The sequence below is a fragment of the Actinokineospora guangxiensis genome, from assembly GCF_042657845.1.
Classification (GTDB): Bacteria; Actinomycetota; Actinomycetes; order Mycobacteriales; family Pseudonocardiaceae; genus Actinokineospora; species Actinokineospora guangxiensis.
Map to the genome: position 1 here is coordinate 244,617 of NZ_JBHSKF010000006.1, position 19,347 is coordinate 263,963.

Annotated in this window: 25 protein-coding genes and 1 pseudogene; 9 read left to right on the forward strand and 17 right to left on the reverse strand. The window is 69.5% G+C overall.

Translation table 11 applies throughout. The features are described 5' to 3' along the window. The 5 genes from ACFPM7_RS15355 to ACFPM7_RS15375 are packed head-to-tail and all read left to right on the forward strand — an operon-like array spanning position 1 to position 4,817. Positions 1 to 297, forward strand: coding sequence for a phosphopantetheine-binding protein (locus ACFPM7_RS15355; RefSeq protein WP_378248285.1), 297 nt, complete (start codon positions 1 to 3; stop codon positions 295 to 297). After that, the gene (locus tag ACFPM7_RS15360; protein ID WP_378248286.1) at positions 294 to 1,931 is read left to right on the forward strand and encodes an AMP-binding protein; all 1,638 of its coding nucleotides are present in this window, start codon (positions 294 to 296) and stop codon (positions 1,929 to 1,931) included. The genes ACFPM7_RS15355 and ACFPM7_RS15360 overlap by 4 nt, the downstream gene beginning before the upstream one ends. Next, on the forward strand, positions 1,931 to 2,410 hold the full coding sequence (locus ACFPM7_RS15365) for a flavin reductase family protein (RefSeq protein ID WP_378248287.1): 480 nt from the start codon (positions 1,931 to 1,933) through the stop codon (positions 2,408 to 2,410). The genes ACFPM7_RS15360 and ACFPM7_RS15365 overlap by 1 nt, the downstream gene beginning before the upstream one ends. 51 nt (positions 2,411 to 2,461) lie before the next feature. Then, positions 2,462 to 2,824 carry an ArsR/SmtB family transcription factor gene (locus tag ACFPM7_RS15370; protein WP_378248288.1) on the forward strand — a complete coding sequence of 121 codons (363 nt, stop codon included), beginning with the start codon at positions 2,462 to 2,464 and terminating at the stop codon, positions 2,822 to 2,824. Continuing rightward, complete coding sequence (locus tag ACFPM7_RS15375) at positions 2,817 to 4,817, forward strand: heavy metal translocating P-type ATPase (protein WP_378248289.1); 2,001 nt, start codon at positions 2,817 to 2,819, stop codon at positions 4,815 to 4,817. Before ACFPM7_RS15370 ends, ACFPM7_RS15375 begins: the two co-directional genes overlap by 8 nt. 19 nt (positions 4,818 to 4,836) lie before the next feature. On the opposite strand, the gene ACFPM7_RS15380 is transcribed toward ACFPM7_RS15375, so the two are convergent. The 14 genes from ACFPM7_RS15380 to ACFPM7_RS15445 form a co-directional block, all read right to left on the reverse strand. Then, the gene (locus ACFPM7_RS15380; protein ID WP_378248290.1) at positions 4,837 to 5,454 is read right to left on the reverse strand and encodes a methyltransferase family protein; all 618 of its coding nucleotides are present in this window, start codon (positions 5,452 to 5,454) and stop codon (positions 4,837 to 4,839) included. 79 nt (positions 5,455 to 5,533) lie between these two features. Further along, positions 5,534 to 6,121, reverse strand: a complete 588-nt coding sequence (locus tag ACFPM7_RS15385; RefSeq protein ID WP_378248291.1) for a vitamin K epoxide reductase family protein — start codon at positions 6,119 to 6,121, stop codon at positions 5,534 to 5,536. After that, positions 6,118 to 6,795, reverse strand: coding sequence for a DsbA family protein (locus ACFPM7_RS15390; protein WP_378248292.1), 678 nt, complete (start codon positions 6,793 to 6,795; stop codon positions 6,118 to 6,120). The genes ACFPM7_RS15385 and ACFPM7_RS15390 overlap by 4 nt, the downstream gene beginning before the upstream one ends. Positions 6,796 to 6,874: 79 nt before the next feature. Then, entirely contained in the window at positions 6,875 to 7,240 is a 366-nt protein-coding gene (locus ACFPM7_RS15395; RefSeq protein ID WP_378248293.1) for a hypothetical protein, read from the reverse strand. Positions 7,241 to 7,343: 103 nt separating this feature from the next. Next, entirely contained in the window at positions 7,344 to 8,312 is a 969-nt protein-coding gene (locus ACFPM7_RS15400) for an arsenic resistance protein (RefSeq protein WP_378248294.1), read from the reverse strand. Between the two features lie 32 nt (positions 8,313 to 8,344). Beyond that, positions 8,345 to 9,064, reverse strand: a complete 720-nt coding sequence (locus ACFPM7_RS15405) for a MerR family transcriptional regulator (RefSeq protein ID WP_378248400.1) — start codon at positions 9,062 to 9,064, stop codon at positions 8,345 to 8,347. Positions 9,065 to 9,129: 65 nt separating this feature from the next. Then, positions 9,130 to 10,077: a M56 family metallopeptidase gene (locus tag ACFPM7_RS15410; protein ID WP_378248295.1), complete on the reverse strand. Its 948-nt coding sequence runs from the start codon at positions 10,075 to 10,077 to the stop codon at positions 9,130 to 9,132. After that, positions 10,074 to 10,445 (reverse strand): BlaI/MecI/CopY family transcriptional regulator, encoded by a 372-nt coding sequence (locus tag ACFPM7_RS15415; RefSeq protein WP_378248296.1) that lies wholly within the window; start codon positions 10,443 to 10,445, stop codon positions 10,074 to 10,076. Before ACFPM7_RS15415 ends, ACFPM7_RS15410 begins: the two co-directional genes overlap by 4 nt. A gap of 250 nt (positions 10,446 to 10,695) precedes the next feature. After that, on the reverse strand, positions 10,696 to 11,487 hold the full coding sequence (locus tag ACFPM7_RS15420; protein WP_378248297.1) for a DUF1883 domain-containing protein: 792 nt from the start codon (positions 11,485 to 11,487) through the stop codon (positions 10,696 to 10,698). A gap of 57 nt (positions 11,488 to 11,544) precedes the next feature. After that, a complete protein-coding gene (locus tag ACFPM7_RS15425; RefSeq protein ID WP_378248298.1) occupies positions 11,545 to 12,660 on the reverse strand; it encodes a helix-turn-helix domain-containing protein in 1,116 nt (371 codons plus the stop codon). Next, positions 12,641 to 13,327 carry a hypothetical protein gene (locus tag ACFPM7_RS15430; protein ID WP_378248299.1) on the reverse strand — a complete coding sequence of 229 codons (687 nt, stop codon included), beginning with the start codon at positions 13,325 to 13,327 and terminating at the stop codon, positions 12,641 to 12,643. The genes ACFPM7_RS15425 and ACFPM7_RS15430 overlap by 20 nt, the downstream gene beginning before the upstream one ends. A 102-nt stretch (positions 13,328 to 13,429) precedes the next feature. Continuing rightward, positions 13,430 to 13,870: a hypothetical protein gene (locus tag ACFPM7_RS15435; protein WP_378248300.1), complete on the reverse strand. Its 441-nt coding sequence runs from the start codon at positions 13,868 to 13,870 to the stop codon at positions 13,430 to 13,432. An 8-nt stretch (positions 13,871 to 13,878) separates the two neighbouring features. Next, positions 13,879 to 14,118, reverse strand: a complete 240-nt coding sequence (locus ACFPM7_RS15440; RefSeq protein ID WP_378248301.1) for a hypothetical protein — start codon at positions 14,116 to 14,118, stop codon at positions 13,879 to 13,881. A 12-nt stretch (positions 14,119 to 14,130) separates the two neighbouring features. Further along, complete coding sequence (locus ACFPM7_RS15445) at positions 14,131 to 14,337, reverse strand: hypothetical protein (protein WP_378248302.1); 207 nt, start codon at positions 14,335 to 14,337, stop codon at positions 14,131 to 14,133. On the opposite strand from ACFPM7_RS15445, the gene ACFPM7_RS15450 reads away from it, so the two are divergent. After that, complete coding sequence (locus tag ACFPM7_RS15450) at positions 14,336 to 14,899, forward strand: PIG-L deacetylase family protein (protein ID WP_378248401.1); 564 nt, start codon at positions 14,336 to 14,338, stop codon at positions 14,897 to 14,899. The genes ACFPM7_RS15445 and ACFPM7_RS15450 overlap by 2 nt on opposite strands. 33 nt (positions 14,900 to 14,932) lie before the next feature. Next, positions 14,933 to 15,055, forward strand: a complete 123-nt coding sequence (locus tag ACFPM7_RS15455; protein ID WP_378248303.1) for a hypothetical protein — start codon at positions 14,933 to 14,935, stop codon at positions 15,053 to 15,055. Between the two features lie 52 nt (positions 15,056 to 15,107). Here ACFPM7_RS15455 and ACFPM7_RS15460 read toward each other — a convergent pair whose 3' ends face one another. Both ACFPM7_RS15460 and ACFPM7_RS15465 read right to left on the reverse strand, forming a co-directional pair. Then, positions 15,108 to 15,482 carry a hypothetical protein gene (locus ACFPM7_RS15460; protein WP_378248304.1) on the reverse strand — a complete coding sequence of 125 codons (375 nt, stop codon included), beginning with the start codon at positions 15,480 to 15,482 and terminating at the stop codon, positions 15,108 to 15,110. Positions 15,483 to 15,877: 395 nt separating this feature from the next. Then, complete coding sequence (locus ACFPM7_RS15465) at positions 15,878 to 16,267, reverse strand: hypothetical protein (protein ID WP_378248305.1); 390 nt, start codon at positions 16,265 to 16,267, stop codon at positions 15,878 to 15,880. A 1,058-nt stretch (positions 16,268 to 17,325) separates the two neighbouring features. Between ACFPM7_RS15465 and ACFPM7_RS15470 the strand changes: the two genes are divergently transcribed. Both ACFPM7_RS15470 and ACFPM7_RS15475 read left to right on the forward strand, forming a co-directional pair. Beyond that, entirely contained in the window at positions 17,326 to 17,676 is a 351-nt protein-coding gene (locus ACFPM7_RS15470) for a hypothetical protein (RefSeq protein ID WP_378248306.1), read from the forward strand. Between the two features lie 292 nt (positions 17,677 to 17,968). Then, positions 17,969 to 18,676, forward strand: coding sequence for a DUF169 domain-containing protein (locus tag ACFPM7_RS15475; protein WP_378248307.1), 708 nt, complete (start codon positions 17,969 to 17,971; stop codon positions 18,674 to 18,676). Between the two features lie 448 nt (positions 18,677 to 19,124). On the opposite strand, the pseudogene ACFPM7_RS15480 reads toward ACFPM7_RS15475, so the two are convergent. Then, positions 19,125 to 19,310: pseudogene (locus ACFPM7_RS15480) on the reverse strand (MbtH family protein); the annotation flags it as partial. Positions 19,311 to 19,347: the final 37 nt, after the last annotated feature.

A 19,347-nucleotide genomic window follows, 5' to 3' on the forward strand; every position in this document is an offset into this window, starting at 1 on the left:
ATGACCATCCCCACCGACGAGGAGATCCTGACCGGGCTGCGCGAGGAGATGGCCGCGGTGCTGGAGTCCACCACCGTCGACATCGACGACATGGGCCCGCAGACCCCGCTGCTGAGCCTGCCACTGGATTCCCTGCGCCTGGTCGAGCTCATGTCCCGCGTGGAGGACCGCTTCCGCGTCTACATCCCCGAACAGGCCGCGTTCGGCTTCGCCACCATCGGCGACGTCGTCGAGCACGTACGCGCCAAGTCCGAGGCCAAGGCGGCGCGCGCCGCAGGTAGGCAGGCGGCGGGATGAGCGGGTCGCTGGACTACCGGCACGTCGCCGGGCACAAGCGCGGCATCACCCTGCTCGACAGCCGCGGGCCACTGGCCGAATCCGGCTACGCGGACCTGTTCGACCAGGCCAGGACGGCCGCCGCCGCGTACCTGCGCCACGGCGCACTCGCCGGGGACCGGGTCGTGCTGAGCATGCGCACCGACACCGACTACCTGGTGGCGCTCGTCGGTGCGCTGCTGGCCGGGATCGTGCCGTGCACCGTCGCGCCACCTCCCACCCCCTCGCGCACGGACTCCGGCGGGGTGCGGCACCTGGCCGCGGCCGTGCGCGCCGTCCGGCCGACCGCGGTCATCGCCACCGACGCGGCCGATCTTCGCGGCGTGCTCGACGTGCCCGTGCTCGGCGTGGACGACCTGCGGCACGACGTCGCCTTGCCCGTCGACCGGCTGCACCGGCCCCACCCGGAGCAACCGCACCACATCCAGTTGACCTCCGGGTCCACAAGCGCCCCCAAAGCCGTGGTCCTGCCCCACCGCGCCGTGGCGGCCAACCTCGACGTGCTGATCGCCGCCTCGGAGCTGGACCCCGACAGCGACACCATCTCCAGCTGGCTGCCCCTGCACCACGACATGGGCCTGGTCCAGCTGCTCGCCGGGCTCACCACCGGAGCGCCCGTCGACCTGATGGCGCCGTACTCGTTCCTGCGCGACCCGCTGAGCTGGCCACGCCACATCGGCGCCCGGGGCGGCACGATCACCGCCGCACCCCCGTTCGGCTACCGCGCCGCCGCGCGACGCCTGCGCGAGCGCCCCGAGGACCTCGACCTCTCCGGGCTGCGCCGCGCCTACGTCGGCGCCGAGCCCATCCCCGCCGACGTCCTTCGGGACTTCACCGCGTCCTTCGCCCACACCGGGCTGCGCGAGGACGTCATCGTGCCCTGCTACGGCATGGCCGAGACCGTCCTGGCCACCACCCTCGCCCTCAACCCCGGCAGCGAGTTCGGCCGAGTCAGCACCCTCGTCCTCGACCGCGGCGCCCTGCACCTGCACGGCAAAGCCGTCCCCGCGAGCGACCCGGCCGACAGCATCACCCTCGTCAACTGCGGACGCCCCGTCCCGGGCGTGGAGGTGACCGTGCGCGGCGACGACGGCGACCTCTGTCCCGAAGACACAGTGGGCGAGATCCACGTCGGCGGCACATCGCTCATGTCGGGCTACCTCGGCGACAACGGACACGCCGAACCGGTCGGCGGCGAGCACGCCACCGGCGACCTCGGCGTCATCGTCAACGGCGACCTCTACATCGTGGGCAGGCTCAAGGAGATGCTCATCGTCAACGGCCGCAATCTGCCGCCCTACGACATCGAAGCCGCCATCGAACCCCACCCCGCCATCGGAGCGGGCAACAGCGCGGTCTTCTCCCACCTCGCTCCCGACGGGGTCGAGCACGTGGTCGCCGTCGCCGAGTCCCGCGCCACCGGCGCCGAACGCGCCGCGCTGATCGACGACATCGCCACCGCTGTCCGCCAGGCCTTCGGCTTCACCCCGTCGGACATCGTCGTCGTCCCCCGTCGCCGCATCCCGCGCACGACGAGCGGCAAACGCCAGCGGGACCTCCTGCGCACCCACTATCTGCGCGACCGGGTCGCCTGATGTCCATCCACCCCGCCACCGGCATCGACCCCCGCCCCGCGCTCGCCTGCCTTCCCACCGGGGTCACCATCCTGACCACCGCCTCGGCGGATGGCCCGATCGGCATGACCACCAGCGCGGTCACCTCGCTGTCGCTGGACCCGCCGCTGGTGCTCGCCTGCCTGGCCAACCAGTCCTCGACCTTGGCCCACATCCGGGCCCACGGCGCCTTCGCCGTCAACATCCTCGCCGCCGAACACGACGCGCTCGCCGACAGATTCGCCACCGGCCGCCCCTGCGATCGCTTCACGCGGATCGCGCACCGCACCGTCGCTGGCCTGCCGATCCTCCACGGCGCTCTCGCCTGGATAACCTGCACGGTCACCACCACCTACCCCGGCGGGGACCACACCATCCTCATCGGCGAGGTCACCGCGACGGACCACCGCGGAGGTGCCGCGCTCGTGCGACACCGCAGCATCTACAACGCCCTCCCGTAGTCCCTCGGCTCCGCCCTAGTCAGACAAATCAACACTCATTAGTATGTCGATGTGACTTCTGATCGTGTCGATGCCTGTGACCTGCTCTGCCTGGATCTTCCGCACGCCGAGGAGATCCGCGCTGCGCTTCCCCCTTCGTCGGAGGTGGAGTCGGCCGCGGCTGCGGCCAAGGCGCTCGGTGACCCGACGCGGTTGACCATCGCCTCGGCGTTGGGGCGCGGCGACGAGCTGTGCGTCTGCGACCTCGCGTGGGTGGTCGGGCAGGCGCAGAACCTGGTGTCGCACCACCTGCGCCAGCTCAAGTCCGCCGGGCTGGTGACCTCGCGGCGTGACGGGAAGCTGGTCATGTACTCGTTGACCGAGCCAGGACGCGCGTTGGTCTCGGCGGTGCTGGTGGCGGTCTCCGGTGGCTGAGGCGTGCTGCGGGCCGCAGGAGGCCCCGAAGGCGACCGGCGCGGACGCGGAGCCGGATGTCGGCCCTCAGGCGATCTGGCAGGTACGGGAACTGCAACTGGCGCTGGTGGCCGGGGTGCTGCTCGGCGTTGGTTGGGGTTTGTCCCTGGCCGGGTACGACCGGGTCGGCACCTGGGTGCAGTTGGCGTCGGCGGTCGCCGGAGCGGCGACATTCGTGCCCGGAACGCTGCGCGGGCTTACTCGCGGGCGGGTCGGGGTCGGAACGCTGATGACGATCGCCGCCATCGGCGCGGTCGCGTTGGGGCAGATCACCGAAGCGGCGATGCTCGGAGTGCTGTTCTCCATCGCCGAGGGCTTGGAGCACTACGCCATCGCCCGCACCCGCCGCGGGCTGCGCGCGCTGCTCGGGCTGGTGCCGCCCACCGCGTCGGTGCTGCGCGAGGGCGTCGAGGTCACCCTCTCCCCCGAGGACTTGCGGGTCGGGGACCGCATGGTGCTGCGGCCCGGCGAACGCGCCGCCACCGACGGGGTCATCCGCGCCGGGAACACCAGCCTGGACCTGTCCGCCATCACCGGCGAGTCCGTGCCGGTCGAGGCCGGGATCGGCGACACCGTGCACGCCGGGGCCATCAACGGCGGCGGCGCGATCGAGGTTGAGGTCACCGCTCTCGCGTCGGACTCCTCGCTCGCGCGGATCGTGCACATCGTCGAGGAAGCCCAGGAGCGCAAGGGCAGCGGGCAGCGCCTCGCCGACCGCATCGCCCGGCCGCTGGTCCCGGCGATCATGGTGCTGGCCGCGCTCATCGCCGGGCTCGGCGCCCTGTTCGGCGATCCGCTGGTGTGGCTGGAGCGCGCGCTGGTCGTGCTCGTCGCCGCCTCCCCCTGCGCCCTGGCCATCTCGGTGCCGCTCACGGTGGTCGCCGCCGTCGGCGCCGCCAGCCGCCACGGCGCGTTGGTCAAGGGCGGGGCCGCGCTGGAAGAACTCGGCCGTATCCGCACGGTCGCCCTGGACAAGACCGGCACCCTCACTCGCAACACCCCGCAGGTCGTGGCCGTCATCCCCGCGGACGGCACCAACCGCGAACAGGTCTTGTCCACCGCCGCCGCTCTGGAGGCCCGCAGCGAACACCCGCTCGCCCGCGCCATCCTCGCCGCCGCCACCACCCCGCGACCCGCCGACGACGTCACCGCCATCGCGGGCCACGGTCTCGAAGGCACCCACCAGGGCCACAAGACCCGCCTCGGCAAACCCGGCTGGATCTCCCCCGGCCCCTTGGCCGGTCAGGTCGAGCAGCTCCAAGCCGCAGGCGCGACCGTCGTGCTCATCGAGCGCGACAACACCCTGCTCGGCGCGATCGCCGTCCGCGACGAACTACGCCCCGAAGCCGCCGAAGTCATCACCCACCTGCGCCGCCTCGACATCGACACCGCGATGCTCACCGGCGACAACACCCGCACCGCCACCGCCCTCGCCGACGCCGCGGGCATCACCACCGTCCACTCCGAACTCCTGCCCGAGGACAAGGCCGCGCTCGTCACCACCCTGCGCCGCGGCCGCCCCATCGCCATGGTCGGCGACGGCGTCAACGACGCCCCCGCCCTGGCCACCGCCGACGTCGGCATCGCCATGGGCGCCATGGGCACCGACGTCGCGATCGAAACCGCCGACGTCGCCCTCATGGGCCACGACCTGCGCCACCTGCCCCAAGTCCTCTCCCACGCCCGCCACGCCCGCCGCGTCATGCTCCAGAACGTCGCCCTCTCCATGGCCATCATCGGCGTCCTGATCCCTCTCGCCGCCACCGGCGCCCTCGGCCTGGCCACCGTCGTGCTCGTCCACGAACTCGCCGAAGTCCTCGTCATCGGCAACGCCATCCGCGCCGCCCGCACCACACCGCTCCCCGACGTCACCCCGGCGGCACCCAGCGTCCCCGCCGTGCTGGCGCTTCCCTTGGCCGACAACACCAAGGGCGGCTGCTGCGACGCCTGCTAGGTGCCGACCTCCGGCCCGGTCACACGTGGCGCGCGGCGGGGAGTGTGCCCACCCCGGGAACGAATCTCCCGACCCGGCAGACGTAGGCCGAGTACGCCGCGCCGTGTGCCGTGGCCAGGTACGGCTCCTCGACGGCCCGGACCTGCAACTGGATGCCGGCGACCAGCATGGCCAGGGCGAGCAGCTGCGCCCAGGTCGGCATCATCGCGGTGAGCCCGATGCCCGCGACGATCATCGCCGAGAAGACCGGATTGCGGACCACGCCGAAGATCCCGCCGGTGACCAACTCGGTCCGCTCCTGCGGGTCCACTCCGACCCGCCACGACCGGCCCATCGCCGACTGCGCGCCGAGCACCCCCGTGAACCCGGCGACAGCCACAACCAGCCCGGTCACCGCGACGACCGGGACGTCGAGAGCGACGACCGGCGCGAGGACGCCGACAGCGGCGAGAAGAGGCGCGACCAGGCCGACCAGCACACCCAGCACCAGGAGACCGTGCGCCAACCACTCCCGCGCACTGCCGGGAACGGCGTGCCGATGGCCGGTGTCCCCGGTGGCTCGGTAGTGCAGCCATGTCCGCAAGCCGAACACAACGCCCAGCCCCACGGTGTAGAGGGTGAACGCAAGCCACGCCATCGTCGACTCCCGTCGCTCGGTGTGCCACCTCCAAATACATGCACAAACTAACATGTGTCGATACGATTGTCTTGGTCAGTCACAGGACGCTGGTCCAGTAGAACCAGAAGGCCTCCAGCACCCCCACCGCGATGAGCAGGTACCAGACGGTGAGAACCACGCCGTGGTAGGTGACCAGCAGGCCTGTGGGTCGAGCCGGGGCGGGCAAGTGTCCTTCGTGGAGGTTGTGGAGGGTGACGTACCAGAAGATCGGCAGCGTCACCGCCCACACGACCATGCAGTACAGGCACAGCGCGCCGATGACGTAGAGGCTCTGGTAGATCAGCCAGTGGACGAAGAGCACACCGAACGTGGCCCCGGCCTGCATTCCGAGCCAGAACCAGCGGGGTAGTCGCGCTCCGGCCGCCGTCGCCACGCCGACGGTGGTGATGACGGCGAATCCGGCGATGCCCAGCAGCGTGTTGGGAAAGCCGAACACCTCGGCCTGCGCGGTGCGCATGATCGAGCCGCAGCTGAGCACCGGGTCGATGCTGCACGTCGGGACGTAGTCGGGATCGGCCAGCAGCGCCAGCTTCTCGACCGTGAGCACGGCCGCGGCGAGCAGCCCGACCAGGCCACCCGCGGTCAGCACCCAGGGCAGGGCGCGGACGGCGAACGGCGTGCTCATCGGGTGAGGGCGGTGTCAATCTCGGCCTTGAGGCCGTCGTAGGTGGGTGGGCCCTGGAAGCGGACGCCGTTGATGAAGAAGGTCGGCGTGCCGCGCACCCCGACGCTCACCCCGTCCTCCAGGTCCGCGCGCACGCGGTTCACGGTGGTCGGGTCGTCGAGGTCGCGCTCGAAGGTGGCCATGTCCAGGCCGAGTTCGCGGGCGAAGCCCAGGAAGGTGTCGCGGTGGTCGACCCCCTGGTCGCCCCACTGCGCCTGAGTCTCGTACATCTTCTTGTACATCGGCTCCAGCTTGCCCTGCTTGCCCGCCGCCTCCACCGCGCGCGCGGCCAGCTCGGCGTTGAGGTGTCCGGGCAGCGGGAAGTAGCGGATGACGAGGGTGATCCGGTCGCCGTACTCGGCGCGCAGCTTCTCCACGTGCGGATAGGCGGCACCGCACGCCTCGCACTCCAAGTCGAGGAACTCCACGACGGTGACCTTGCCGTCAGCGGCGGTGCTCAACTTGTGGCTGTCGGGGCGCACCAGCACGGACGCCGGGATGGTGGGCGCGGCGCCAGCGGCGTCGGTGCTCGCCTGCCGGGTGGGCGCGTCGTTGCGGGTGAACAGGACGAGCAGCGTGACCACCGCCGCCACAACGGCGACGACGGTCAGCGAAACCTTGGCGTTCGGGGACATGACAGGACTCCAGGGGTGGGCGAGCCCGCCCACAGGGCAGGCGCTCGGCGAGGAACGAAGGTGCGAACCGCGCGGCGGCCTACGCCCTCAACACGCAGAGCTTCGCCAGCTCAGGAACCTCGACCCGACCAGCGGGCACACTCCACCCAAGCGCCCGCGGCACCCCGGCCACCACCCGCGCGAACACCCGGAACACCGCCGCCGCGAACAGCACCGCCAGCAGCACCACGAGGCAGATCTCGACCAAGCCGACCGCGCCACGATCAGGAACAGCCTGCGCGACCTCCGCTTCCGGCGCGGCCTGGACAGTCGAGCAACAGGTCTCGGCGACGGCGACGCCATGGCACACCACGGCCTGCAGGAACAGCACCCCCACCACGACCGCGAGCACGGCGACAACCCGCACGACGCCACCGCGCGCCCTGGTCATCACCGGCTGCCTCACGACCGCACCCTATCCCGGTCCCTCCCCGGCCCGAATACCGTGCCGCCTAGTAGGCGACATCATTGTGGTGGACGGCGTTCGCGGCTAGCCCTCGCCCGCAGCGTCAGCCAGGCAGCAGCCGGGGAACAGCGCGGACGTAGACGACCATGCCGACGACCTCGACCAGGGTCTGGGTGACCACGACCACCGCGGCGACGGCGAACGCGTCGGGCAGGGCGAGGGCGAGTGGGAGCACGACAAGGGAGTTGCGGGTGGCGCCGGTGAACACGACCGCGCGCCCGCCGGGAGCGTCCAGCCGGAACAGGCGCGCGACGACGAGCCCTGCGGCGGCCATCACCGCCAGGAAGGCCACGTAGAACGGCACGACGGCGACGACATGGCCGAGCCCGCCGCCCAGCTCGGGGACCTGCGAGGCGACGACGGCCAGCAGGGTCGCGGCCATCAACGGCACCATCGCCGTGGCCACCGCGTCGCTGAACCGCCGCCCGCCCGCGCAGCGGGCGGCCCAGACCTGGGTGAGCCAGGCGAGGGTCAGCGGACCTGCGATGAGCACGACGAACGCCTCGACGAATGGCCCCGGCTCCACGATGTCGGCGAGGTCCGGGCCGAGGAACAGCAGCAGGAAACCGGGAAGAAGCACCATCTGCGCGATCAGCAGCAGCGGCGTGGCCGCGAGCAGCCGATCGCTGCTGCCACCGGCGAGCCCGCTGAACACGATGACGTAGTCCACGCACGGGGTGAGCAGCACGAGCAGCACCCCGAGCCGCACGGCGTGGTCGGCGGGCAGGAACCCGAACATCGCCGCGACCACCAGCGGCACGACAGCGAAGTTGACCACCAGCGCGGCCGCGAGGAACCGCCCTGAGCGCAACGAGCGTCGCAGCTCGGCCGCGGGAACCTGCAGGAACGTGACGTAAAGCAGAAGCGCGAGGACGGGATTGATGGCGTGGCCCAGCCCTGGACCCACGGCCGGGACTACCCAACCGAGCAGACCGCCGAGCACGAGCGCGGCGATGTAGATGATGACCTGGTGACGCTCGATGACCGCGACCATGCCTGGCGATGACGACATCGAGCGCGCTCCTCGTGGAATCACCGTGCGGGTCAGCCAGCGCCGAACAACTGGTCGAGCAGGGCCGCGCCGTCGGCCGGTGCCCGAACCTCCAGCACTAGTTCGGGGCCGTCGAGGTGCAGGCGAAAGTCGAAGAAGGGGCAGCACCGCTGCTCATCGACGGCCAGCGCGGCGACCTGGCTCGCGCGGTCGGCGGGCACGACCACGCGCAGACCGTCGTCGATGAGGTCGCGTTCACCACCGGCGAGCAGGTCCTGCCACCGCTCGGCGCGTTCGGCGACTCCGTCAGCGGCCAATGAACACGCCACCGCAGCGGTGCGCCACCGTGGCACTCGCGGAGCGAGCGTGGCTGGGGCTGGGTCGAGGAACGCGCACTCAGGGTCGCAGCGCTCGACGCGATCGGGCAGGGCGTCGAGGTGGCCGAGAGCACCGCGCAACGCGGTCGCGAAGGTGGCCAACTCGATCGTCCGCCGCTCGGCATCGGCGATCCGCGCGGCGACGCGCTGCCGCAGGTCGGCTCGGACCTCCCGGCAGGCACCCGACTCCCACACCGGCAGCAGCTCGGCGATGTCCTCCAGCGCCAAGCCCAGGTTCTTGGCCACGGAGATGAAAGTCAGCCTTTGGAAGTCGTCCTCGTCGTAGACGCGGTAGCCGGACGGTGTCCGCTTGGCGGGCAACAGGCCTTCTGCCTCGTAGAACCGCAGCGTGGTGGCCGGCACGCCGGTCCGCGTGGCGAACTGGGAGATCCGCATCGTGCTCACCAGGCGACGGTAAACCTTCACCTTGACTCGAAGGTCAAGCACCGCCCACGCCGCAGCTAGATCAGAAACACCGAGCAGACAGCCGCGCCCACGGCCAGAGCAGCGAACCCCACCACCGCGGGCAGGGCGATCGCCCCAGGAAGCGCGGCGGCCAGAGCCAGCAACCGTCGCACACGGCAGGGACTGCTGGACCTGCTCAGCCGGTCGATACGTTCGGCGACGTCGTCGGTGGCGATTGCCAGAGCACCGGGCGGCGCGGTGGTGCGGACCCGGTGGAGAGCGGCGGTGACGGCGGGGGCGCCGCAACCCGCAGCGGCCTCGCGGTCGGCAGCCATCTCCACCAAGGTGCGGACCGCAGCCGGGAGAGCGCGGGCCAGCGGCACGCGAGAAGCCGCGCCCGCGATGGCGTCGGCCAAGCCAACGAGTAAGTGGTGCCTGCCCCGCACGTGGGCGCGCTCGTGGGCGAGGACGGCGGCCAACTGGTCAGGGGCGAGGTGATCGCGCAGCCCACTGCTCACCACCACCAACCCGGGGTTGCCCGCGACGCTGTAGGCCAACGGACCGCCGTAGTCCACCCACACCACGGGTGAGGTGTCCGCATCCGCCCCGGCCAGTACGCGCAGCAGGTCGAGCTGCCGCTGTCGCTCCGCGCGCATCCGGGCGCGGCGCCGGGCCGCGCCGTCGCCCACCTGCACGGCGACTCCGACAATGGCGAGGAGAGCCACGCCGCCCAGGACGTCCTCGACCCGGGTTAGGTCGCCGTGCGACAGCGCGGACCAGCAGCTGTGCACCCAGTTCAGGATGGATCGCGCGGGCCCGTGGTCGGGGAGCACGATCATGGCCACGCTCGCGGCCGCGGTGACGAGTACCCCGGCGCAGCTCAGGAACCACCAGGTGATGGCCACCGCCGGGTCGACCCGGCTGCCGGTGAGCCGGTGCAGCAGTCGGGGCAGCAGCCACGCGGTCGCCGCAGCACCCACCAGCAGCGCCAGCGCGATGATCACCGCTCGTCCGACGGGTGGTCGACGCCGTCAAGGGCTTCGCGGATCGTGTCGGACTCGTCCGGAGACGCCGAGCGCACGAAGTGCATCAACACCGACCGCGGGTCGCCACTGGAATCAATCAACTCCCGCAGCGCACGGGCCACGGCCTCCTCCCGGCTGGTGGCGGGCGCGTAACGGTAAGCCCGCTGGTCCATCTCGCGGGTGACCCTGCCCTTGCGGTGCAGGTTGTCCAGCACGGTCATCACCGTCGTATACGCGAGCTTTCGGCTACTACTCAGCTCGGTCAAGACCTCCCGAACCGTGCGGGTGCCGGGCGCGCTCCACAGCACGTCCATCACCGCCGCTTCCAGTTCGCCCAGTCCCCGCATCCCGCCTCCCATCGCATCAACGTACGGCGTCGACCCACACCCCTCAGGAGGCGAACGCGACGTGGCCCCGGCAGTTCGTGTCCTTGCCAAACTTGATGAAAAGCACTCCCCCAAACGCGCAGTAGGACTTCCAGCGGAAGTGACAGTCAGCGCTGGGCGCGCCATCCCGCACTTGGAACAACGGCTACTTCCATACCGGGAGAGGCAACGGCGCGAAACACCTTACAAGCAGGATAGCTATGTCGGTTGCTCACCCAGATACGGTCTCGCCGATGACCTCAGCGATCTCGATCGCGATCTCGGCGATCGTGCCCGTGGCGGTGTTGAGCGCGACCTTGTCGGCCAGTGACGGGGCCTGCTTGACGATCTCGTCGCGGGTGATCTCGTGCCAGATCGGGAGCATGCGTTGCTCGCCGCCGATGCTCATGGTGACGATCGCGTCCAGCTCGTACTGCGGCCACCCCTTGGCGAAGAACGAGCTGGAGAGGACCACAACGCCGAAAGCGCTGTGGGCAAGGCCGTAGTCAATCTTGCGGCGGAGGCTGTCGCCGATGCGCAGAACCGACTTGTCGAGCCAGACTTTGAGGCCAAGGCGCTGCAGCTCGATGGCCAACGGTTCGGCCACCGCAGCCTTGTCCTCGCCTGCATGGGAGATGAAGACATCCCAGGTCTCCCCCTGCTCGTCGGGAACGGGCACATGCGGGGCCCGGACGAGGCCGGGCGAGCGCATCGGTGCCGATCGGGCGACCGCCAGCGGCGGCGGTTCAACGGCCACCGAGGATCGGACCCTGCTTGCCTTGAGGCCGATGAGGTCGACGGTGACGTACCACGATCCGGTGGACGGCACCGTGAGGCGAAACGGCGACTTGGTCACTAGTCCCCCGCCCTGCATGCGGTGGGATCGGCCGTTCTTGTAGGCGTTGAAGTTGGTGCTGTTCATCAGGCGCACGTTCGCCGCTTTGTCCAGGGTGACGACCAGGGTCGAGCCCTTCTCCAGCCTGGCCCAGTGGTACTGGTTGAACGGGAACTTGATGCTGGCCATCTCTCGACTCCTCGTCGGTCTATCACACGCCCTGCGGAGCAGGGCGCCGCGTTGCTGCTAGGACGGCACGCTCCCCAGGACCGACCCGGTTTTGGCCCGCGGGGATGGATGCTTGGGTGAGGGCGTTGGCGCAATGGAGCGCAGCACCGTCGGGTGGATCGCAAGGTCTTCGGCGGCTTTGAGGTAGGGGCGGGGGCCGTAACGGCGACTGAGCAGGGTCCACAGGAGCAGCGGGGGTTCGTGTCCGACTGCGACCGGTTCGACCCTTCGCCATCCCTTGGAGGACAGCTGGACAAACAGGGATCGGCGGCGGGTCTCACCGATCGTGCCGACGGCGTAACCGCGCATGATCAGGGCTTGGATGGACACTCCCCAGGTGGCCTTCAATCTCGCGTAGTCGGTGAGGGAGTTCCTCTCGGTGATGCACTCCGCCGCGCGCTGCCGAGGTACCAGGAGGGCCCCCGCGAAGCGGTTGGCCTCCGCTTCGGGATCGGCGGCGCGAGGGCGGAAGGTGTGCAGCACCAAGTGGCCGACTTCGTGAGCGAGGGTGAATCGTTCCCGGTCCCCCTGGCTTCCGGGGAAGCGGCCGATGAGGGCGGGAGTGCTCAGACCTCCCCAGTAGGACACTCCGAAGTGCCCGCCCACCGCCGGGGGGTCCTGCGGGTCGTCACTGAGCACCATAGGCGCGACCGCGACGCCGGAACGCTCCAACGCACGCGTCAGGTGCGGGATCGGCTTGTCAGGGGCCAGCCGCAGCGCCTCTCGTGTCTGATCGGCGAACTCGTCGATCTCCTCGGGTTCGAGGGCCTCGGCGGTCGCGTAGGGCAACGGCGGGGCGGGGTAGCGCTCGCCGTCATAAAGGTCTTCGGTGACGCGATAGCTCTCAGCGTAGAAGGTGCTGACCCTGCGCGTGACAATCTTGCTGGCGGTCGAGCTCTTCCTGAAGCGCAGCGAGTCCAGCGGGACGCTGGAAGGACGCACCGCGAAGAAGCCGACAGGCGTGCCAGTCGCACTCGCCACGGCCCGGAGATCATCAACTGCGGGCTCACGCGCACCGGTCTCCACCTCCGATACCCACGACTGCTGCACACCAGCAACCGCGGCGAGCTGCTTCTGGGTGAAGCCGAGGAGATCCCTCAGCGTCCGCAGTCGTTCACCCGGTGAAGCCGCCAACAATGGTGTCAACCTCCTCGTGAGGCAGTTCCAGCCCCAAGTCGTCATCGGTCGGCTCGAACGCCAAATCGGCGAGTTCATCGGAGGTGGACGGCAGGATGAAGTCCAGATCCGTCTGGGCGTGAGATCCCAGCTTCCAGTTGCCGATGGGCCGCACGACACGAAACCCCGCGGCCGCGCTGACCGGGTCGATCCGCCAGAGAACCAAGAGCTTGTCGTCGGGCTCACCGAACAGCGGGATCGTCCCGCCCAGATGAGGCTGCCGATAGAACGCCCGCCGAGCACCGCTGAACCCCGGCGGCGGGACATCGTTCTCGTTCAGCGTGTGCAGCACCCGAATCCGGTAACAGCCGTCGGTCAACCACAGCGCCCCGTTCTGCGCGTGGTTACCTGCAAGCATCCAATCGCCCAACTCGCCAGCCTTGGCTGCAAGCAGGCGATGAGCGAAGGCGCGGATGGTGTGGGTTCCATGCCAACGGTAGGCGGGCCCGGCGAGCTCGGGCAGCCGCTCTCGCCGCAACTGCTCCGCCGAGGCGAACACGTCATGCAGCGGCTCGCAGAGATCGAGGAGAGCGCTGCGCACCCGCTCGACGTGGCCATTAACCATGAAGGCGATAATATCGCAGACGGAGTTAACGTCGGCGCGACACGCCGTCACTGCGAGCACTGTCCACACTCCTGACCTCAAGCCGCCGTCGCCCATGTCGCCCAGGCGGTGGCTTCGTGCTCAGACGTCTTCGCTTGTAGAGTCACTCGGCGCCAGTTCGGACTACTCCCGGGAACGGTCGATGACGACGGGGCTGGACAGGAGTCGGGTCCACTCGCCGAGCAGCTCGGCGAACGCGTCCTCATCGTCGGGCTCCACCTTGCCCACCACCTCGCTCTCACCCGTAGATGCCGGGTGATGATCAGGGGTGCGAACGGATCGACGTCCTCCGCGTCTGATCTCCGATCGTGCACAGACGTCGAAGACGTCCGTATCGCCGATCGGGCGGTCCTTGATGCGCCAGACCATCAGGCGCGCGCGGGTGGGGTTCTCCTCGATGTCGGCACTGCCGCCGTGGGCTACGCAGGCCTCGACCAACTGCTCCAAGCGCATCAGCCGGTCGCGTGCGCCCCAACGCCTGGCCGGCGAGCCCTGTGTCTCCCACACTCGGTTAATCCACGCCGCGCCGCCCTCGGGCAGCGGACCACTCTCCCCGACGCGCACCGACCGAGTCACCCCACACATCTGCCAGACGCGCGGGAAGTCGCCGACTCCGGATCTCCCCCGGTCACCAACAACCGCAGCGCCTCGCCCCGCGCGTCCGCATCCAGGACCAGTTCGTCGGCGATCGAGTGCCGCTGAGCACCGGTCAGCTCTCTCAGCAGGTCGGGCAGCCGCGACGTCAGCACTCGGGTGAGATCACCGTGGAGGTACTCCTCAACATGCCGGTGGCGAGCCTCCTCCAGCCGCACCTGTGCGATGCGCTAGTCGGTCGACCGAAGCTGCCCGACCAGCTGCGCGATACCGGCCTCGATGACCGGGCCTGCACCCAGCCACGTCGCCGCCCATGCCTGCTCTGACAACTGGGTCCGCAGAAGGGCCGGCCGCGCGGCCTGGTCGAGATCGGACAAACTGGTGATCTTGGCACTGTGATCAGAGAACTCGCTGGTCCAGGTTGCGATCACGGACATCTCGCTCTGCGTCGTCGCCCATCCTGACGCCATGGAGTACGGCACGTCCGCGGCGGTCGCTCGGTGGACCGACCGCGGCATCGAGGTCGGCTACCTGCTGCTCACCCGCGGCGAGGCGGGCATGCCGAACCCTCCCGAGGAGACGGCCCACCTGTGTGTGGCCGAGCAGCGGGCCGCCTGCGCCGTCGTCGGCGTCGGTCATCTGACCGTCCAGGAACACCCGGACGGCGTGTTGGTCTACGGGCTCAATCTGCGCCGGGACATTTGCCGGAGATCCGCCGCTTCAAGCCCGACGTCGTACTCGGCACCGAACTCGAGGTCGGGACGCCCTACGGCTTCGACCAGGCCGACCACCGGGCGGCTGGGCTCGCGACGCTCGACGCGATCCGGGACGCGGGCAATCGGTAAGTTTCCTGAGCCGATCGACGACGAGGACCTCGAACCACACTCGGCGTGCTGGTACATCGTCCCCGCCCTCGACCACGCTGCGACCCACGGCGTCGACGTCACCGGCGAGCCGCTGCGCCGCGGCGTGGCCCCGCTGGAGGCGCACGCCGCGTAGCTTGCCGCGCTCCCGGACCACCACACCCCCGCAGTGCTGATCCCCATGTTCACCAAGATGAGCGGCAAGGCCATAGGTGTGGAGCACGCCGTACTGTTCCGCACCCACGACCTGCAGTCGCCACCGGAGTTCCCCACCGAGGCGACGCCGGACTGACTCGGTCTCGCCGGTACCGGATCGAGCACCGGCGAGACCACGGGCTTCGCGGTCAGCAGAACTCCGTGCCGGTCGGTCCGGGACAGGCTGCCAACACCCACGCCTCGGAGATGAACTGACCGACGCCGGACACGGTGACCGTCGCCGTGACGTAGCGGTCGACGCTCCTGTTGTTCACCGGCACCGTGCACGTCGATGACGTTGACGTGCAGGTCGACGGCAGTGGCGCGCCGCTCATCGACCACGAGTAGGTGTAAGCCGGTGACGGCGACACGACCTTGAAGTGGACCGTGGAGTTGTACGACGGCCGTGGCGACGAGCAACTGTCGGCGTAGACCGGCGGATAGCTCCAGTACGGGTAGACGGTGCACTGCAGGCCGCCGCCGACCTGCGCGGTCGCGGCGACCGCCGTCACTGGAGAGGTCACGAAGATGAGGGACAGGACCCCCACGACGCCTAGGAGAGCACGGGACAGTCTTCGCACGGGCGAACTCCCTTCGCTGGGTATCTGCTCGGCCTGCTGTGATCAGCTTCGCCGCTGCCGGACACCGGGGAAATCGACCGAACGGCGGGAGATGCGCGTCCGACAGTCACGCCCACGGAACGAGCCACACACCGCCGCCACGGGGAGGTCACCGACGGCTAGCGGTACTCATGTCAACGATGAACTTGCCCTACCGGTGGGTGAAGGGTGGTTGCCCGCGCGTGGGGGTTGCGACTTGGCTTCAGTAGGAGACATCCACGACGCTGAGGACGCCATGACTCGGCAACTCGACTCAGCCTCGCCGGGGGAAGCACTGGACATCGACAACCTGGCCCAGCTCACCCCGGATTCCCGACGAGGAGCAGCGTGATCGTAGCCAGGTGCGGCTCGCGATCCGGGTCGGCGCCCCGCTGCGCGGCCAGAAACGGTTCCGACATCGCCAGCGCATAGGGCCAGTGACGCAGCGCCCGCAGCCGCGACTTGGTCCAGCTGGTGGCCTCCAACGCCGACATCAGGTGGTGCGGCAGATGACGGACGCAGCAGAGGTCGTCGCAGGCCGCCCAGTCGTCCGCCCACTCCGCGAACGCGAATTCGGCGATCCGGTGGTGCCCCTCGACCGCGTCAAGCAGCGCGTCAGGCCCCCTGCACCAGGAACTCGCCGAACGACCGGTGGTAGAGGATCCACGACCACCAGGCGGGCCCTGCAGATACTGGCGGAGCACCCGCATGACGTCGAACGCCGACAGCTCCGAGCCGTCGAGAAGCCCGGCGAGTTGACCGGTCGAGAACCCTCCCCTGCACGGCCACGAGCAGCGACAGCATCGGCCAGAAGTCGCGGCGCCAGCGCTCCTCGGCCTCCAGGTTGCCGAGCGGCCGCACCTCCCCGGCGCAGAAGCTGACGCAGTAGGCCAGTGGGGGGTGTCGCGGCGGTGGTCGAAGACGTCGGATCGTCGGGTACGGCGGCGGGGAACTATCCAGGCTTCGTTTCGGGTGCGCGCGCTGCTGTGGCCGTGTGGGGGCGAAGGATTTCGTGCGCTTATGCCACGGCACCTGCCGCGAGCACCCCACCTCGAAGAGGTCACCCACATCACCCCGCGGCCGGCAACCAGCTTGCCTGCGACATCCATCTGCCACGCGCGAGAGGTCCGCGGGTCCTGGTGCTCGGCTGTTGATGCTCTGCCGTAGAGAGAAGCCGCAAAGGTCCTTGGGCTCCGAGGCAGGCTTCGGAACCAGACGGTGCTGGCGCGGCCGTGGCAGAGACTCATTCAGCGAGGGTGGTCGGGCGTGACGAGCTGGAGACGGTCATCGCTGTCCTCGTCGTGGGGCGACATCAGCGCCGAGAGGACGTCCCACCGACCGCCTGCTGACGGGAACGTTGGATAGATTCACTCGAACAGACGCCTGCATACGGGCGTCGATCCCTACGGGATCGGATAGGCCTGCATACGCCGCGGCTCGTTCATACCGACGACCATTTCACCCGCAAGCCCGTTGATCCACCATCGGCGTGAACACATTCCGAGACCGCACCCGTAGGTGCTTCGGTGCCGTTGGACCAGCCAGTAACCCTCCAGGGTGATCGCCGTCCTTAAATGGATTCACTCGGGGTAGGCACAACTGGGCGCCGATCACGCCATCCGGTCAGTTCTCGTCGAGCAAGGTGAACGGGTATCGCCACTACCTGGGAATTCCTTCACAATGAGGGCGTCCATCCCCCCGTTCGGAGGCCCTTATGCGTGCTGCCCGACACCTCAGCGCCGGACTGGCGATTGCCGCGGCGTTGGCTATGACGATCACCGGATCGAGCGTGGCAGAGACTGCGCGGGGGGAGCTGGTGATCGACGGGAAGGCGGCGCTGGCCAGCCCAGCGATGGGGGCCTGTCACCGGGTGGTGGTGCGGGAGGGGTCCATGGTCGAGAACCGGACGGCGGCGCTGGCGTACTTCTTCCCGGACTCCGAGTGCAGGCTGGCCGAACCGTGCATGGTTGCGGCCTACAAGGGCGGCAAGGCGCACGCGACCGGGATGTCGGTCATGTTCCTCGAGGAGAAACCCCCAGGGATACTGACGATAAAGGGCAGCCTTACCTCGCCAGTCGGTACTGAGCGGCCGTCGGGTTACTCGACTCGCGGTGCTTAGCAATCGCCGCGTGGGCGGCGCGCGTTACCGTTTTCCCTGAGTTCGGCGGTACGTCATCGGTACCCCGTTCGGTGAAGGTCAGATGCATCCGTTTGGGGGGTACGCACGAGTCGTCCGGCCGGTAAGACTCTCCACCACATACGCGCCCAAGTGGTCGTCAAACTGCGTGAACGACAGGAGGACCGTTGCTGCCGTCGCGGCATCGGCGGGTGGAACCGGTCGTTGACGACGCGCCAGTGGCGCAGGTTCGCGACGACGGCGCGCAGACCGAGGCAAACGAGAGGATGCACTCGTGAGTCGTCCCGAACTGGCCACCACGCTGACCGCCTTGCTCGAGCTGACCCAACCTCCCGTCGCGTTGTCCGTCGTGGACGCCAAACCCGACGGGGTGACCGCCACCGAACGGGTCGTGCCCTCCAGCTGCACGTTCTGGCGCGAGGCCGAGAAGGGGGTGTTCTTCGCCAGCGCGGAGCAGCACTTCAACTGTCCCGTGGGCTCGCACGTCATGGGCTTCGAGATGCCGCAGAACGTCCAGGAGATGCTCGGCGGGCTCGTCCAGTCGATGTGTGACGCGCAGTACCTGGAGATGGCCGAGGTCGCGATGATCCCGTCGCTGGGTGCGGCGTCGGCCGCGGGCATCGTCTACGGCCCGCTGTCGGAGTTCCCGCTGGAGCCCGACATCGTGCTGCTGTGGCTGACGGCCTCGCAGACGATGCTCGTCAACGAGGCGACGGGCACGGCGAACTGGACCAAGGAGCCCGCCACCGTGTCGGGCAGGCCGGGGTGCACGGCGCTGCCGCTGGCCCATGCCTCCGGTGAACCGAAGGTGTCGGTGGGGTGCATCGGCATGCGGACGTTCACCGGGGTCGGCGACGACCGGATGCTGGCGGCGGTCCCGGGTGCGAAGCTGGCCGAGTTCACCTCCGCGCTGCAGGCCACCGTGGAGTCGAACAAGGCGATGAAGGCGTTCTACGAGGGGCACAAGGCCCAGTTCGTGTAGCCGCTGCGCTGGATCGCGAGGCCGCCCCGGCACCGTCGGGGCGGCCTTCGCCTCATCCGCCGGTGATGAGGAAGCCGCGTCCGGTGAGTGTGGACAGCTCGACCGTGGCTTCGCAGCGGACCGGCTCGAAGTCGAGGGTGAGGTAGCCGACCAAACGCACTTCGCCGGATCGACTGTCGTAGTCCGCGGCCGTCAGGTCGCACGCGGCCGCATCGAGGCGCACGCTCAGCTCGGTGCCGCCGTCGGTGTCGGTGAACCTCAGGAAGACCTGGCCGCGCTCGATGGACTCCCGCACGGCCGCCATGTCGCGCTCGGGACGCACGGTCAGCTCGACCGGGTGGTCTCCTCGGGACAAGCGCAGCACCAGCGGCTCGGCGTCGGGGAGGTCGTCCTCGGGCTCGGGCAGCAGGCCCTCGGCGGCCAAGCGCTCCTGCTCGCGCATGAAGATCCGCAGGCTGAGCGGGCGCATGTCGGTCCACACCACGTCGATGTGGGCCAGGCACGTTTCCTTCGACCCCGTGACGCCCTCGGCGCGCCATCCGGCGGGCAGGTCCTGGTCGACCGGCCAGATCGAGTACTGCTCCTCGTGGTTGAGGACCACGCGGTACTCGGTGGTGTCGTCGTCATCCTGCATGGCGGGTCCTCTCGTCGGCTGGTGCTGGCCGGTTGTT